This is a genomic window from Micromonospora sp. DT62 (assembly GCF_049847285.1).
In the GTDB taxonomy this organism is placed as follows: Bacteria; Actinomycetota; Actinomycetes; order Mycobacteriales; family Micromonosporaceae; genus Micromonospora; species Micromonospora reichwaldensis.
On record NZ_JBNCOB010000015.1, the window covers coordinates 124815 to 137469 of the forward strand.

The window sequence follows — 12655 nt, forward strand, 5'->3', positions numbered from 1 at the left end:
GGGCAAGGCCGATGTGCCGGTTTATGCGATCGGTGCGGACCGTCGGGTGTCCACCCGGCCATTCGAGGTCGCCGGTTCGCCACTTTTCGTGGCCGAAGGGATCTTCGCGGCCGAGATCGTCGAGGAGTGCCGCCGGAGGGGGGTCCTGGCCGGGGCGTACGCCCTGCGGCGCCCCCGGGGGGCGACCTTCGTCCGCCGGCTGGCGCGCGACCTCGCCGAGCAGCGCAAGGCGCCCGGGGTGCTGGTGCGCCGCGGCCTGGCGCTGCTGCGCACCGAGCCGGCGGTGCTGCGGCGGCAGACCGGCCTGGGCGCCGAGGCGGCCCGGGCGGGCGAGGTGCTGCGCGCGGTGGCCGGCCTGCTCGCCGGCCACCCGCACCGCACCTGACCGGGCCGCCGGAACGCGGCGGCCCGCCGTGGTCAGCCCAGCAGCTTGCCGTACGCGGGCTTGATCACCTCGTCGATGATCTTCAGCCGCTCGTCGAACGGGATGAAGGCGCTCTTCATGGCGTTGATGGTGAACCACTGGAGCTCCTTCCAGCCGTAGCCGAAGGCGTCCACCAGCAGGGCCATCTCCCGGGACATCGACGTGCCGCTCATCAGCCGGTTGTCGGTGTTCACCGTCGCCCGGAACCGCAGGTCCCGCAGCAGCCCGATCGGGTGCTCGGCGATCGAGGGGGCGGCGCCGGTCTGCACGTTCGAGGACGGGCACAGCTCCAGCGGGATCCGCTTGTCCCGCACGTACGCGGCCAGCCGGCCGAGCACGGGCTCCGGGCCGGGCGTGATGTCGTCCACGATCCGCACCCCGTGGCCGAGCCGGTCCGCCCCGCACCACTGGATCGCCTGCCAGATCGACGGCAGGCCGAACGCCTCGCCGGCGTGGATGGTGAAGTGGAAGTTCTCCCGCTGGAGGTACTCGAAGGCGTCCAGGTGCCGGGTGGGCGGGAAGCCCGCCTCGGCGCCGGCGATGTCGAAGCCGACCACCCCGGCGTCCCGGTGCCGGACGGCCAACTCGGCGATCTCCTGCGACCGGGCGGCGTGCCGCATCGCGGTGAGCAGCGTGCCGACCCGGATCTGCCGGCCCTCCCCGGCGGCCAGCGCGGTGCCCTCGACGAAGCCGGCCAGCACCGCCTCGACCACCTCGTCCAGGGTGAGGTCCCGCTCCAGGTGCTGCTCGGGGGCGAACCGCACCTCGGCGTAGACCACCCCGTCGGCGGCCAGGTCCTGGGCGCACTCCCGGGCCACCCGACGCAGCGCCGACGCGGTCTGCATGACGGCGACGGTGTGCGCGAACGTCTCGAGGTAGCGCTCCAGGGAGCCGGAGTCGGCCGCCTCGACGAACCAACGGCCGAGCGCCTCGGGGTCGGTGGTGGGCAGTTCGTGCCCCACCTCGGCGGCCAGTTCGACGATCGTCGCCGGCCGCAGGCCGCCGTCGAGGTGATCGTGCAGCAGTGCCTTCGGGACCTTGACGATGTCCTCGTAACGGATTGTCGCGACCATGCTCAGACCCTAGTCGGCCGCACGGGAACCGGCCGACGGGACCGGCCGGGATCCGGTCAGGGACGCCAGCCGTACAGCCGCTCGACGGCGAGCCGGAGCACCAGCCGGCCGTCGGCGACCATGGCCGCCCGGTAGTCCGCCCAGTCGGGGTGCTCGCCGCGGATGCGCCGGTAGACCTCGACCAGCTCCTCGACGGTGGCGTCACCGGGCGCCGCCGCGGGCGGGGTGAGCGTGACCACGCCCTCCGCGACCGCGTAGGCCCCGCCGTCGGCCGTGGTGACGTGGAGGCTGGCCCGCGGGTCGCGGCGCAGGTTGCGCACCTTGGCCCGGCCGTCGGTGGTGGAGCAGCGGATCAGGCCGGGCTCGGCGAGGAAGTCGAGGTTGGACAGCTGGGGCCGCCCGTCGCGGCGCAGGGTGACCAGCACGCCCCGGCCGCGCTCGCCGAACAGCTCCCACAGCCGGGCGTTCACGCCGCCACCCGCAGCGGCGCGACGTCGGCCGCGAAGCCGACCACCACCGCGTTCGCGACGGTGCCGACGCGGGCCAGCCGGCCCGGTAATCTGGTTGACATGTCACTCACCTTAGGAAGCAGGTTGATGACATGTCAACCAGATAGCTAGGATGGCCGACATGGAACAACCACGCTGGCTGGACGAGCGCGAGCAGAGCGCCTGGCGGGGCTACCGGCGGATGCGCCGCCTGCTCGACCTGGAGCTGGCCCGCGAGCTGATGCGCGACGCCGGGCTCTCCGAGCCCGACTACGACGTGCTCTCCGACCTCTCGGAGACACCCGACCAGCGGCTGCGGCTCAGCGAGCTGGCCGACCGGATGCTCTGGTCGCGCAGCCGGCTCTCCCACCACCTGACCCGGATGCAGCAGCGCGGCCTCGTCACCCGCGAGGAGTGCGCCTCGGACGGGCGCGGCGCCGTCGTCGTACTCACCGCCGAGGGCCGGCGCGCCATCGAGGCCGCCGCCCCCGGTCACGTGGCGGCCGTCCGTCGGCACCTCATCGACCTGCTGACCCCCGACGAGGTCGCCGCGCTGGACGCGCTCACCCACCGGGTGGTCGACCACCTCACCCGACCCGGAGAATGAGCCGGTGGACCCCCGCATCGTGGACCGGCTCCGCTGCCCGGTCTGCGCCGAGCCGCTGACCGAGGTCGCCACCGGCGGCGCCCGTGCGCTGCGCTGCCCGCGCCGGCACAGCTTCGACGTGGCCCGCCAGGGCTACGTCAACCTGCTCACCGGCCGCGCCCCGCACGCCGGGGACACCGCCGAGATGGTGGCCGCCCGCGCAGACTTCCTCGCCGCCGGCCACTACGACCTCGTCTCGACCGCCCTCGCCGCCGCCGCGACGGCGGCCGTGGACCGCGCCGACGGGGCGTACCCCCTGGTGGTGGACGCCGGAGCGGGGACCGGCCGGCACCTCGCGGCGGTGCTGGCGGCGCTGCCGGACGCGGCGGGTCTCGCCCTGGACGTGTCGAAGCCGGCGCTGCGCCGCGCCGCCCGGGCGCACCCGCGCGCGGCGGCGGCGCTCGCCGACACCTGGCAGCGACTCCCGCTGGCCGACGCCAGCACGGCCGTGCTGCTGAACGTCTTCGCGCCGCGCAACGGCGCGGAGTTCCACCGGGTCCTCGACCCGGCCGGCTCCCTGCTGGTGGTCACGCCGGCCGACGACCACCTGACCGAACTGGTCGGCGCCCTCGGCCTGCTGCGGGTGGACCCGGCCAAGGCGGACCGGGTCGCCGAGAGCCTGGGCGGGCACTTCACCCCGGCGGCGTCCACCCTGCACCGGCGGGAACTGACGCTGACCGGCCCGGAGGTCACGACGCTGGTCGGGATGGGCCCCAGCGCCTGGCACACCGACCCGGCCGGGCTCGCCGCCCGGGTCGCCGCCCTCGCCGAGCCGGTCCGGGTGACGGTCGCGGTACGCCTGACCACCTGGCACCCCGCACCCCGCTGAACGCCCGGGTCAGGTGGAGAGGTCGACCTCTTCCCAGCCGGGGGGCTCGTCGTGGTAGGGCCCGCGCAGCATCACCGCCCACTCCAGGGCCCACCGGCGCTGGCCGATGGCGTTCGCGTCCACCAGCCCCGGCGGCGTACGACCGGCCCGTTCCGTCTCCAGGTAGGCCCAGTCCAGGCAGTAGTGCAGGTCCAGCAGGGCGGCCGCGTCGGCGGGGTGCTGCGGGGCGGTGAGGATCCGGGCCCGCCAATGGCCGAAGGTCTCCCCGTCGTGGATGTGCGGCATCCGCTCCACCAGCCGCTCGTCGACCGGCAGCGTCGGGTCGAGTTGCTTGGTCAGACCGAGCACCCAGGCCAGCGCGAAGAGCGCGTCGTGGTGCAGCACGAACGACCGGTGGTCGCCCTTGCCTCCGGTCACGAACTGGAACTCCGGCGGCGTGACCATCTCGACCAGGTGCGAGGCGAGCAGCCAGCTCATCGCCGACTGCGGCGGCATCCCGAAGCAGCGGGCCAGGATCAGGTGCAGCACCGCGATGCGGGCCTCGATCTCCACGGTGGGACGGAGCTCGATCTGGTCGCCCGGCTCCCACACGAGCGGAAACTGGGCGGGCGGCAGCGGGAGGCCCAGCCGGGACAGCTCGTCCAGGCTCGCCTCACGCACCTCCCGTGGATCGGGGGCAGGTACGGTCACGGCGAAAATTCCTGTCTGCTCGCGACGACTCGGCGCCGGTTGTCCCCCCTGGCCAGGGAGGATAGCGGTCCGAGCGGGCCGGCACCATGCCGCCCCGGGGACCGCCGCGCTCAGCCGATCCGCTCGATGACCAGCGGCGTCGCGGCAGGCGCGACCGGCGCGATCCGTACCGCCCGCGCGGCGTCGTCCCGGGCCGCCGGGATCCGGGCGGCGTCCTCCGCCCGCAGTTCGAAGAGGACGTCGCCCGCCCGCACCGGATCGCCCGGACGCCGGTGCAGCACGACCCCCGCCGGCACGCTCACCGGGTCCTCCTTGCGGGCCCGCCCGGCGCCGAGCCGCCAGGCCGCCACCCCCATGTCGTACGCGTCGATCGCCGCGACGAAGCCGTCCGTGTCCGCGCGGACCACCTCGACCTCGTTCGCGCTCGGCATCGGGGCGTCCGGGTCGCCGCCCTGGGCGCGGATCATCGCCCGCCAGGAGTCCATCGCCCGACCGTCACGCAGGGCCGCCGCCGGGTCGACGTCCGGCAGCCCGGCCGCGTCGAGCATCTCGCGGGCCAGCGCCAGGGTCAGCTCGACCACGTCGGCGGGACCGCCCCCGGCGAGCACCTCGACGGACTCGGTCACCTCGACGGCGTTGCCGATGGCCAGGCCCAGCGGGGTGGACATGTCGGTGAGCAGGGCGACCGTCCGTACGCCGTGCGCGCCGCCCAGCTCCACCATCGTCCGGGCCAGCTCGCGGGCCTGCTCGACGGACTTCATGAACGCGCCGGAGCCGACCTTCACGTCGAGCACCAGCGCGCCGGTGCCCTCCGCGATCTTCTTGCTCATGATCGAGCTGGCGATCAGCGGGATGGCCTCGACGGTCCCGGTCACGTCGCGCAGCGCGTACAGCTTGCGGTCGGCGGGCGCGAGCCCCGCGCCGGCCGCGCAGATCACCGCGCCGACGTCCCGGAGCTGGGCGGTGAACTCGTCGTTGCCCAGCGCCGCCCGCCAGCCCGGGATCGACTCCAGCTTGTCCAGCGTGCCGCCGGTGTGCCCGAGGCCCCGGCCACTGAGCTGCGGCACGGCGGCACCGCACGCGGCGACCAGCGGGGTGAGCGGCAGGGTGATCTTGTCGCCGACGCCGCCGGTCGAGTGCTTGTCGACGGTCGGCCGGTCGACGGCGGAGAGGTCGAGCCGCTCCCCGCTGGCGATCATCGCGGCGGTCCACCGGGCGATCTCGGGCCCGGTCATGCCGCGCAGCAGGATCGCCATGGCCAGCGCCGACATCTGCTCGTCGGCGACCACCCCCCGGGTGTACGCGTCCACCACCCAGTCGATCTGCGCGTCGGAGAGCACCCCCCCGTCCCGCTTGACCCGGATGACATCAACCGCCGTGAAAGCACTCATCACAAAAGATCTTCCTAGTCGTATGCAGATACGGGCACGCGGGCCGCGACCACCGAGGGATCGGGCCGACCGTGCCCGGCGGAGGGATCAAGCCTGACCGCCCGGAGCCGGGCACGGTCGGCCCGATCCCCCAAGCTCAACCAACCCAGCGGGCAGGGATCTCCATCGGCGGCTCACCCTCGCCGGCCCAGAAGATCGCCCCCGAGGCGTCCACGACCACCACCCGGGGCGTACGGGCGAGGCCCCAGGTGATCGCCTTCGCCGGCTCGTCCCAGCTCGGGCCCTCCTCCAGCACGCCGGTCTCGGCGCCGTCGTCGTCGCCCGCGGACCGCTCCCAGTAGGCGGTCCAGACCTGCTGGCCGGCGGAGAGGTCGGGGTGCACGAAGACCGTGCCGCGCCCGCGCCAGGCGGCCAGCCGCTCCGGCACCACGGGCACCGGGGCCTCCCCCGTCACGGCCTCCAGGTCGGTCACGTCGAAGGCGTGCGGCAGCAGCTCGGCCATCCGCAGCGGGCCGCCCCTCGCCTCGATGAGGCACTCCGGGCCGCCCTGCTCCCAGAGCAGCTGGCGGCACCGGCCGCACGGCATCAGCGGCTCGCCGGTCGCGTCGACGCAGGACAGGGCCACGATCCGGCCGCCGCCGGTGGCGTGCAGCGAGGAGACCACCCCGCACTCGGCGCAGAGCACCACGCCGTACGCGGCGTTCTCCACGTTGCAGCCGACCACCACCCGGCCGTCGTCGACCAGCGCGGCCGCCCCGACCGGGAACTTCGAGTACGGCACGTACGCGTGCCGCATCACCTCGGTGGCGGCGGCCCGCAGCCGCTCCCAGTCGATCTCCATGTGGTACTCCCCCGTCAGCCCTTGATGTACGGCTTGCCGTCGGCGGCCGGCGCCCGGACCCGACCGACGAGCCCGGCCACCGCCAGGATCGTCGCCAGGTAGGGCAGCATGGCCAGGAACTGGTTCGGGATCACGCTGTTGATGGCGCCCAGGTAGGTGGCGAGCTGGTCGGCGAAGCCGAAGAAGAGCGCCGCGAGCAGCGCCCCCGTCGGGCTCCACCGGCCGAAGATCAGCGCGGCCAGGGCGATGAAGCCCTTGCCGCCGATCATGTTCTTGGTGAACGAGTAGAGCGCCAGCGTGTAGGACGCGCCGCCGATGCCGGCGACCACCCCGGCGAGCAGCACGTTGCGGTAGCGCAGCCCGAGCACCTTGACGCCCAGCGTGTCGGCGGCGGTGGGGTGCTCGCCGACCGAGCGGGTACGCAGGCCCCAGCGGGTGCGGAACAGCGCGATGTGGATGACCAGCACCAGCAGCAGGCCGAGGTAGAGGAAGATGTTGCCCCGGAACAGCGCCGGGCCGAGCAGCGGGATGTCCGACAACAGCGGGATCTCCCAGTTGCCGAACCGGGGGGCGCTGTTGTACTTCTGCGCGTTGGTCTGCATCAGCCGCTCGTAGAGGAAGCCGGTGACGCCGACCGCGAGCAGGTTGAGCACGATGCCGATGACGACCTGGTCGACCAGGTAGCGGATCGAGAAGACGGCCAGCAGCAGCGAGATGAACGCGCCGCCGATCGCCGCCGCGACCAGGCCGACCCAGACGTTGCCGGAGAGGCTGCCGAAGAGGGCGCCGCTGAAGGCGCCCATCAGCAGCTGTCCTTCGATGGCCACGTTGACCACGCCGGAGCGCTCGCAGAGCACGCCGGCGAGGGCGCCGAAGATCAGCGGCAGGGCCAGGATGAAGGTGTTCCGGAGGATGTTGACCAGCGGCATGAAGTTCTGCCCGGGCGGCGCGTCGGAGACCTGCCAGCAGAGGAACGACAGCACGAAGCCGACCAGGCCGACGCCGAGCACGAGGGTGAACCAGCGCTTCGGCAGCCCGGCGAGCATGGCGACGCCGGCGGCGACCGCGACGAGGCCGAAGAGGATCGCGCCGAGGGTGCCGTGGATCTCGAGCGCGGCGCCGGCGGTGTCCTCGCTGAGGGTGAAGCGGGCCTGCTCGCCGGTGGCGAGCGCCCCGAACAGCACCGTCGCCAGCAGGCCGAGGGCGAGCAGCACGGCGCCGACCTTGCGGGTACGGGTCCAGAAGCCCTGGTCGACGGGGGCGACCGTGACGTCTTCGACAGCCATGGTGGACATGAGTTACCAGCCCTTCGCCAGGCTCGTCTGCAACCGGGCGGCGCGGGCGGCCCGGAGCTGGAAGATCGCCTTCACCAGGGCCGGCGCGGCGATGAAGATGACGATCAGCGCCTGGAGCACGGTGACCAGCTCCAGCGAGATCCCCGAGTAGGACTGCATCCGGTTGCCGCCGGCCTGGAGCGCGCCGAAGAGCAGCGCGGCCAGCGCGACGCCCCACGGCTTCACGCGGCCGAGCAGCGCCACGAGGATGCCGTCGAAGCCGATCTGGGCGACCACCAGCGGGGTCAGCGCGCTGGCGGTGGAGCCGAGCACCATGTTGGAGCCGCCGAGGCCGGCCAGGATCCCGGCGAAGACCATGATCAGGACGTACGTCCGGGTGACGCTGATGCCGGCGGTCCGCGCGGCGTCGGGGTTGGCGCCGACGGCGCGCAGCTCGAAGCCGAGCGTGGACCGGTTGAGCAGCCACCAGACCGCCCAGGTCGCCAGCACCGCCAGGATGATGCCGGCGTGCACCCGCAGCCCGTCGCCGAGCAGCCGGGGCAGCTGGGCCGAGCCGTCGACCGGCCGGCTGATCGCGTCCGTACGGTTCGGGTCCTGGACGCCGTTCTGCACGATGATCCAGGTCAGGAAGTACGTGGCGACGTAGTTGAGCATGATCGTGTTGATCACCTCGTGGGCGCCGGTGCGCGCCTTGAGGATGCCCGGGATGAAGCCCCAGATCGCCCCGCCGAGCGCGCCGGCGAGCACCGCGACGAGCAGGTGCAGGCCGGGCGGCAGCGGCAGCAGGAAGCCCGCCAGCGCGGCCAGGATCACGCCCATGGTGGCCTGGCCCTGGGCGCCGATGTTGAACAGGCCGCCCCGGAAGGCCAGCGCCACCGACAGGCCGGTGAAGACCAGCGGCGCGGTGTAGGTGAGCGTCTCCGAGATCGGGCTCATCACCGCCTGGAAGCCGACCGCCTCCGGGTCGAAGACCGCACCCTTGAACAGGTTGCCGTACGCCTCGCTGACCAGCGTCCAGCTCGCGTTGAGCGCGTCGGCCGGCCGGGCCGTGATGTAGCTGTAGGTGGCGAGCACCTCGGGGTCGGACACGATCATCAGGATCGCGCCGACGATCATCGCCAGCACCAGCGACAGCAGGGTCACCGTGAAGGTGTTCGCCGCCCAGAGGTTGTCCAGGAACAGCCGGCCCAGCGAGGGCTTCGCCTCCGGGGCCGGGACCTTCGGGGAGGTGGCCGTCCCGGCGCGCTCGGTGTTGCCGAGCGCGGTCTGCGCGGCCTGCGCCTCGGTCGCCGGCTCCTTGTCCGGGGAGCCCGACGGGGGGTTCGGGTTGCCCGGGGAGCCCGACTCGGGGTTCGGGTTCGTCATGCCTCGTCCTTGCTACCAGGGCCCTCGGCGGCGGGGGCCGCCGCGCCGCCGTCGGCCGGGGTCGTGCCGGTCGCGGCGGCGGGCGCCGCGTCGGGGGTGATGCCGGCCATCAGCAGGCCGATCTCCTCGCGGGGGGTGTCCGGGCCGACGATGCCGATGATCCGGCCGCGGTACATGACCGCGATCCGGTCGGCCAGGCCGATCACCTCGTCGAGCTCGCTGGAGACCACCATGACGGCGGTGCCGACGTCCCGTTCCCGGATGACCTGGCTGTGGATGAACTCGATCGACCCGACGTCGACGCCGCGGGTCGGCTGGGCGGCGATGAAGAGCTTCAGCGGCCGGGACAGCTCCCGGGCCACGATCACCTTCTGCTGGTTGCCGCCGGAGAGGGTGCCGACGGGTGCGTCGGCCGAGGAGGTGCGGACGTCGAACTGCGCGATCCGCTCCTTCGCCGACTTGGCGATGGCGTCCGGCTTCAGCGCCAGACCCCTGCCGAAGGGCGGCCGGTCGTAGATGTCGAGCACCAGGTTCTCCGCGACGGAGAACTCCTTGACGACGCCGTCGACGCTGCGGTCCTCCGGCACGTAGCCGACGCCGGCGCGCAGCACCTTCTTGGTCGACCAGCCGTTGACCCGCTGCCCGTCGAGGGTGACCGTGCCGGCGAGCGTCGGGCGCAGCCCCATGATCGCCTCGATCAGCTCGGTCTGGCCGTTGCCCTGCACGCCCGCGATCCCGAGCACCTCGCCCGCGCGTACGGTCAGGTCGATTCCGTCGACCGCCCGGATCTGCCGGTCGTCGTCGACGACCAGGCCGGAGACCTCCAGGACCGGCTTGCCGGGGGTGGCGGTCTCCTTGTCCACGGTGAGCCGGACGCTGCGGCCGACCATCAGCGCGGCCAGCTCGTCGCGGCTCGCCTCGGGGGAGGCGGTGCCGACGGTCTTCCCCCGCCGGATCACGGTGATCCGGTCGGCGATGGCCTTGACCTCGCCCAGCTTGTGGGTGATGAAGACGATCGACTTGCCGGCGGCCTTGAGGGACCGCATCACGGTGAGCAGTTCCTCGGTCTCCTGCGGCGTGAGCACGGCCGTCGGCTCGTCGAGGATGAGCAGGTCGACGTCGCGGGTGAGCGCCTTGACGATCTCCACCCGCTGCTGGATGCCGACCGGCAGGTCCTCGATCACCGCGTCCGGGTCGACCCGCAGGTTGTACCGCTCGGAGACCTCGGCGACCTCGCGCCGGGCCCGCCGCCGGTCCAGGAAGCCGGCGATGCCGCCCCGGACCTGCTCGGCGCCGAGCATGATGTTCTCGGTGACGGTGAAGACGGGCACCAGCATGAAGTGCTGGTGCACCATGCCGATCCCGGCACCGATCGCGTCGGACGGCCCCCGCAGCTTCAGCGGCGCGCCGTCGACCAGGATCTCGCCCTCGTCGGGCTGGTAGAGCCCGTAGAGCACGTTCATCAGGGTCGACTTGCCGGCGCCGTTCTCGCCGAGCAGGGCGTGGATCTCTCCAGGCTCCACCGTCAGGTCGATGTGATCGTTGGCGACCAGATCACCGAACCGCTTGGTGATGCCGCGCAGTTCGAGTCTCAGCGCAACCTCCTGGAGTGCGAAGCGATGGTGCAGCGTAGCTGCCGGTGGACCGCTCGCGGCGCGGGGCCGTCGTCGGGTTGGAGCGGATCGGCCGCCCCGGCGCCGTGGGGTGGGTTCCCCCACGACGCCGGGGCGGCCGGATCGTCGTGCTGTACCGCCCGCCGGCCTACCGGGGTGATCGTCTCACCACGGGCGGCCGGCGGAGCCTCACTTCGGCTGGGCCGCGGAGGTGACGGTGACGGTGCCGGCGGCGATGTCCGCCTTCAGCTTGTCGATCTCGGCCTTCAGCTCGGCCGGGACCTTGCCGTCGAACTCGTGGTACGGGGCGAGCCCGACGCCGTTGTTGGACAGGTTGCCGAGGTAGCCCGGAGTGGCCGACAGCTTCTCGCCGCCGGCGGCCTTGACGACGGCCTCCTTGACGGCGTCCGGGATGTTCTTCTCGACGGTGGTGATGATCGCCGCGCAGTCCTGGGTGCTCTCGCAGCCGTCGACGTCCACCCAGATGGTGTTGTACTTGCCGCCCGACGCCTTCGCGGCGCCGGTGGTGCCGAGGCCCGCGCCGCCGGCGACCGGCATGACGATGTCGGCGCCCTGGGCGACCAGCGCGTCGCTGACCTTCTTGCCCTCGTCCTGCTTGACGAAGTCGTTGGTGAAGGAGCCCTTCTGGGTGGCCTTGTCCCAGCCGACGACCTTCACGCTCTTGCTCTTGGTCTTGTTGTAGTGCGCGACGCCGTCGGCGTAGCCGTCCATGAAGATGGTGACCGGCGGGATCGGCAGGCCGCCGTAGGTGCCCACCGTGCCGCTCTTGCTCATGCCGGCGGCCAGGTAACCGGCGAGGAAGCCGGCCTGGGCGGTGTCGAACTGCATCGGGTAGACGTTGGTCTCCGGGACCTTCGCGTCGACGATGCCGAACTGCTGGTTCGGGTTCGCCTTGGCGATCTTGGAGGTGGCGTCACCCATCAGGCCGCCGACGGCCAGGATGAAGTCGCACTTCTGGTTGACGTACTGGGTCAGGTTGACCTCGTAGTCCGCCTCGGCCTTCGACGCGACGTACTTGATGTCGATCTTGTCGTTGGCCTTCTTGGCCTCCTCCAGACCCTTCCAGGCGGAGGTGTTGAACGACTTGTCGTCGATGCCGCCGACGTCGGTCACCATGCAGGCGCTGTACTTCTTGTCGCCACTGCCGGCGTTGTTGTTCTCTTCGGGAGCCTCGCCACACGCGGCGGCACTCAGCACGAGCCCACCGATCGCGAAGACGGAGGCAATCCGCATCCCACGCACAGAGCGCAAGACGTCTCCTTCCCATTGCACACCGCGTCCTGCACGGTGGCAGCCCTTTGAGCCGGCCTGCGCTGCGCCGCCGGCGTCCCACGTTACGGACGGGAGCGTACGCCCGCGCCCACCCACCGGCCGACAATCGTGCACGACTGTTGAGCGCCTGTTACCCCTACGTAACCCTTAGGTGGGCCAGATCACTCTCAGTGCTGGTGAGTGCGCGGCGGGGCGTCGCGGAACGTCCGGTTCTGCGCGTCGTCCCCTGCCGGTGACGTTACCGCCAGAAGACGGCCACCGCCGCGTTGACCAGGGTCAACCCGACGATTGCCAGGAAGTGCCCACGGTTGACCACGTCGCGCTTCCGGGAAAAGAAGACCATGACAAAGATCAGGATGGCGAGCACCAACTTGGTAACAAGTTTCGCGGGGGCCGGCTCGTCGCCGTCACGCAGCGGCGCCGAGAGGCCGATCCCGGTCGCCAGCATGATCACGGACCCCCAGAGCATGGCCGGGTTGATCCGCAGCTTCCCGCTGATGTACTGGACGATCGCGCCGCCGAGCAGCAGGGCGAAACCGATCAGATGGACGTAGCGAAGTATCAGTCTCAGAGCTTCCACGCCGACCATCCTCCCCCATCAACGACGGATTGTAGTAGCGGGGCGGTAGGGGGACGCTCCTATGCCGCGTCAAGTGGTTGGGGTGGGGTTTCGAGGCGTCGGTAGAGCTCGCGGGCGACGTAGCGTT

Annotated in this window: 13 protein-coding genes; 3 read left to right on the plus strand and 10 right to left on the minus strand. The window is 72.2% G+C overall.

Annotated features, from left to right (window positions below):
* Positions 1 to 46 precede the first annotated feature (46 nt).
* A complete protein-coding gene (locus tag ACPXCB_RS20635) occupies positions 47 to 385 on the plus strand; it encodes a hypothetical protein (protein WP_425877253.1) in 339 nt (112 codons plus the stop codon).
* 32 nt (positions 386 to 417) lie between these two features.
* Here ACPXCB_RS20635 and ACPXCB_RS20640 read toward each other — a convergent pair whose 3' ends face one another.
* Together ACPXCB_RS20640 and ACPXCB_RS20645 are read right to left on the minus strand one after the other, a co-directional pair.
* A complete protein-coding gene (locus ACPXCB_RS20640) occupies positions 418 to 1497 on the minus strand; it encodes an adenosine deaminase (protein WP_425877254.1) in 1080 nt (359 codons plus the stop codon).
* 56 nt (positions 1498 to 1553) lie between these two features.
* Entirely contained in the window at positions 1554 to 1967 is a 414-nt protein-coding gene (locus ACPXCB_RS20645) for a PPOX class F420-dependent oxidoreductase (RefSeq protein WP_425877255.1), read from the minus strand.
* Positions 1968 to 2127: 160 nt separating this feature from the next.
* On the opposite strand from ACPXCB_RS20645, the gene ACPXCB_RS20650 reads away from it, so the two are divergent.
* Positions 2128 to 2592 carry a MarR family winged helix-turn-helix transcriptional regulator gene (locus ACPXCB_RS20650; protein WP_363620376.1) on the plus strand — a complete coding sequence of 155 codons (465 nt, stop codon included), beginning with the start codon at positions 2128 to 2130 and terminating at the stop codon, positions 2590 to 2592.
* Between the two features lie 4 nt (positions 2593 to 2596).
* Positions 2597 to 3460 (plus strand): putative RNA methyltransferase, encoded by an 864-nt coding sequence (locus ACPXCB_RS20655; RefSeq protein ID WP_425877256.1) that lies wholly within the window; start codon positions 2597 to 2599, stop codon positions 3458 to 3460.
* Positions 3461 to 3469: 9 nt separating this feature from the next.
* On the opposite strand, the gene ACPXCB_RS20660 is transcribed toward ACPXCB_RS20655, so the two are convergent.
* The 8 genes from ACPXCB_RS20660 to ACPXCB_RS20695 form a co-directional block, all read right to left on the minus strand.
* Entirely contained in the window at positions 3470 to 4150 is a 681-nt protein-coding gene (locus tag ACPXCB_RS20660) for a DUF4272 domain-containing protein (RefSeq protein WP_132231450.1), read from the minus strand.
* Positions 4151 to 4260: 110 nt separating this feature from the next.
* Positions 4261 to 5541, minus strand: a complete 1281-nt coding sequence (locus tag ACPXCB_RS20665; RefSeq protein ID WP_425877257.1) for a thymidine phosphorylase — start codon at positions 5539 to 5541, stop codon at positions 4261 to 4263.
* A gap of 136 nt (positions 5542 to 5677) precedes the next feature.
* Positions 5678 to 6382: a cytidine deaminase gene (locus ACPXCB_RS20670; protein ID WP_425877258.1), complete on the minus strand. Its 705-nt coding sequence runs from the start codon at positions 6380 to 6382 to the stop codon at positions 5678 to 5680.
* Between the two features lie 14 nt (positions 6383 to 6396).
* Complete coding sequence (locus ACPXCB_RS20675; RefSeq protein ID WP_425877259.1) at positions 6397 to 7677, minus strand: ABC transporter permease; 1281 nt, start codon at positions 7675 to 7677, stop codon at positions 6397 to 6399.
* A 3-nt stretch (positions 7678 to 7680) separates the two neighbouring features.
* Positions 7681 to 9042 carry an ABC transporter permease gene (locus ACPXCB_RS20680; RefSeq protein ID WP_425877260.1) on the minus strand — a complete coding sequence of 454 codons (1362 nt, stop codon included), beginning with the start codon at positions 9040 to 9042 and terminating at the stop codon, positions 7681 to 7683.
* Positions 9039 to 10670, minus strand: a complete 1632-nt coding sequence (locus tag ACPXCB_RS20685) for an ABC transporter ATP-binding protein (RefSeq protein WP_425877266.1) — start codon at positions 10668 to 10670, stop codon at positions 9039 to 9041. Before ACPXCB_RS20685 ends, ACPXCB_RS20680 begins: the two co-directional genes overlap by 4 nt.
* A 174-nt stretch (positions 10671 to 10844) precedes the next feature.
* Positions 10845 to 11909, minus strand: coding sequence for a BMP family lipoprotein (locus ACPXCB_RS20690; RefSeq protein WP_425877267.1), 1065 nt, complete (start codon positions 11907 to 11909; stop codon positions 10845 to 10847).
* A gap of 277 nt (positions 11910 to 12186) precedes the next feature.
* Entirely contained in the window at positions 12187 to 12528 is a 342-nt protein-coding gene (locus tag ACPXCB_RS20695; protein WP_132231464.1) for a hypothetical protein, read from the minus strand.
* Between the last annotated feature and the right edge of the window lie 127 nt (positions 12529 to 12655).

What these genes read in the sequence shown, in the direction of transcription:
- ACPXCB_RS20640 (WP_425877254.1), bottom strand. Translation starts at nt 1,497, where the DNA reads ATGGTCGCGACAATCCGTTACGAGGACATCGTCAAGGTCCCGAAGGCA.
- ACPXCB_RS20650 (WP_363620376.1), top strand. Translation starts at nt 2,128, where the DNA reads ATGGAACAACCACGCTGGCTGGACGAGCGCGAGCAGAGCGCCTGGCGG.
- ACPXCB_RS20665 (WP_425877257.1), bottom strand. Translation starts at nt 5,541, where the DNA reads ATGAGTGCTTTCACGGCGGTTGATGTCATCCGGGTCAAGCGGGACGGG.
- ACPXCB_RS20670 (WP_425877258.1), bottom strand. Translation starts at nt 6,382, where the DNA reads ATGGAGATCGACTGGGAGCGGCTGCGGGCCGCCGCCACCGAGGTGATG.
- ACPXCB_RS20675 (WP_425877259.1), bottom strand. Translation starts at nt 7,677, where the DNA reads ATGTCCACCATGGCTGTCGAAGACGTCACGGTCGCCCCCGTCGACCAG.
- ACPXCB_RS20680 (WP_425877260.1), bottom strand. Translation starts at nt 9,042, where the DNA reads ATGACGAACCCGAACCCCGAGTCGGGCTCCCCGGGCAACCCGAACCCC.
- ACPXCB_RS20690 (WP_425877267.1), bottom strand. Translation starts at nt 11,909, where the DNA reads ATGCGGATTGCCTCCGTCTTCGCGATCGGTGGGCTCGTGCTGAGTGCC.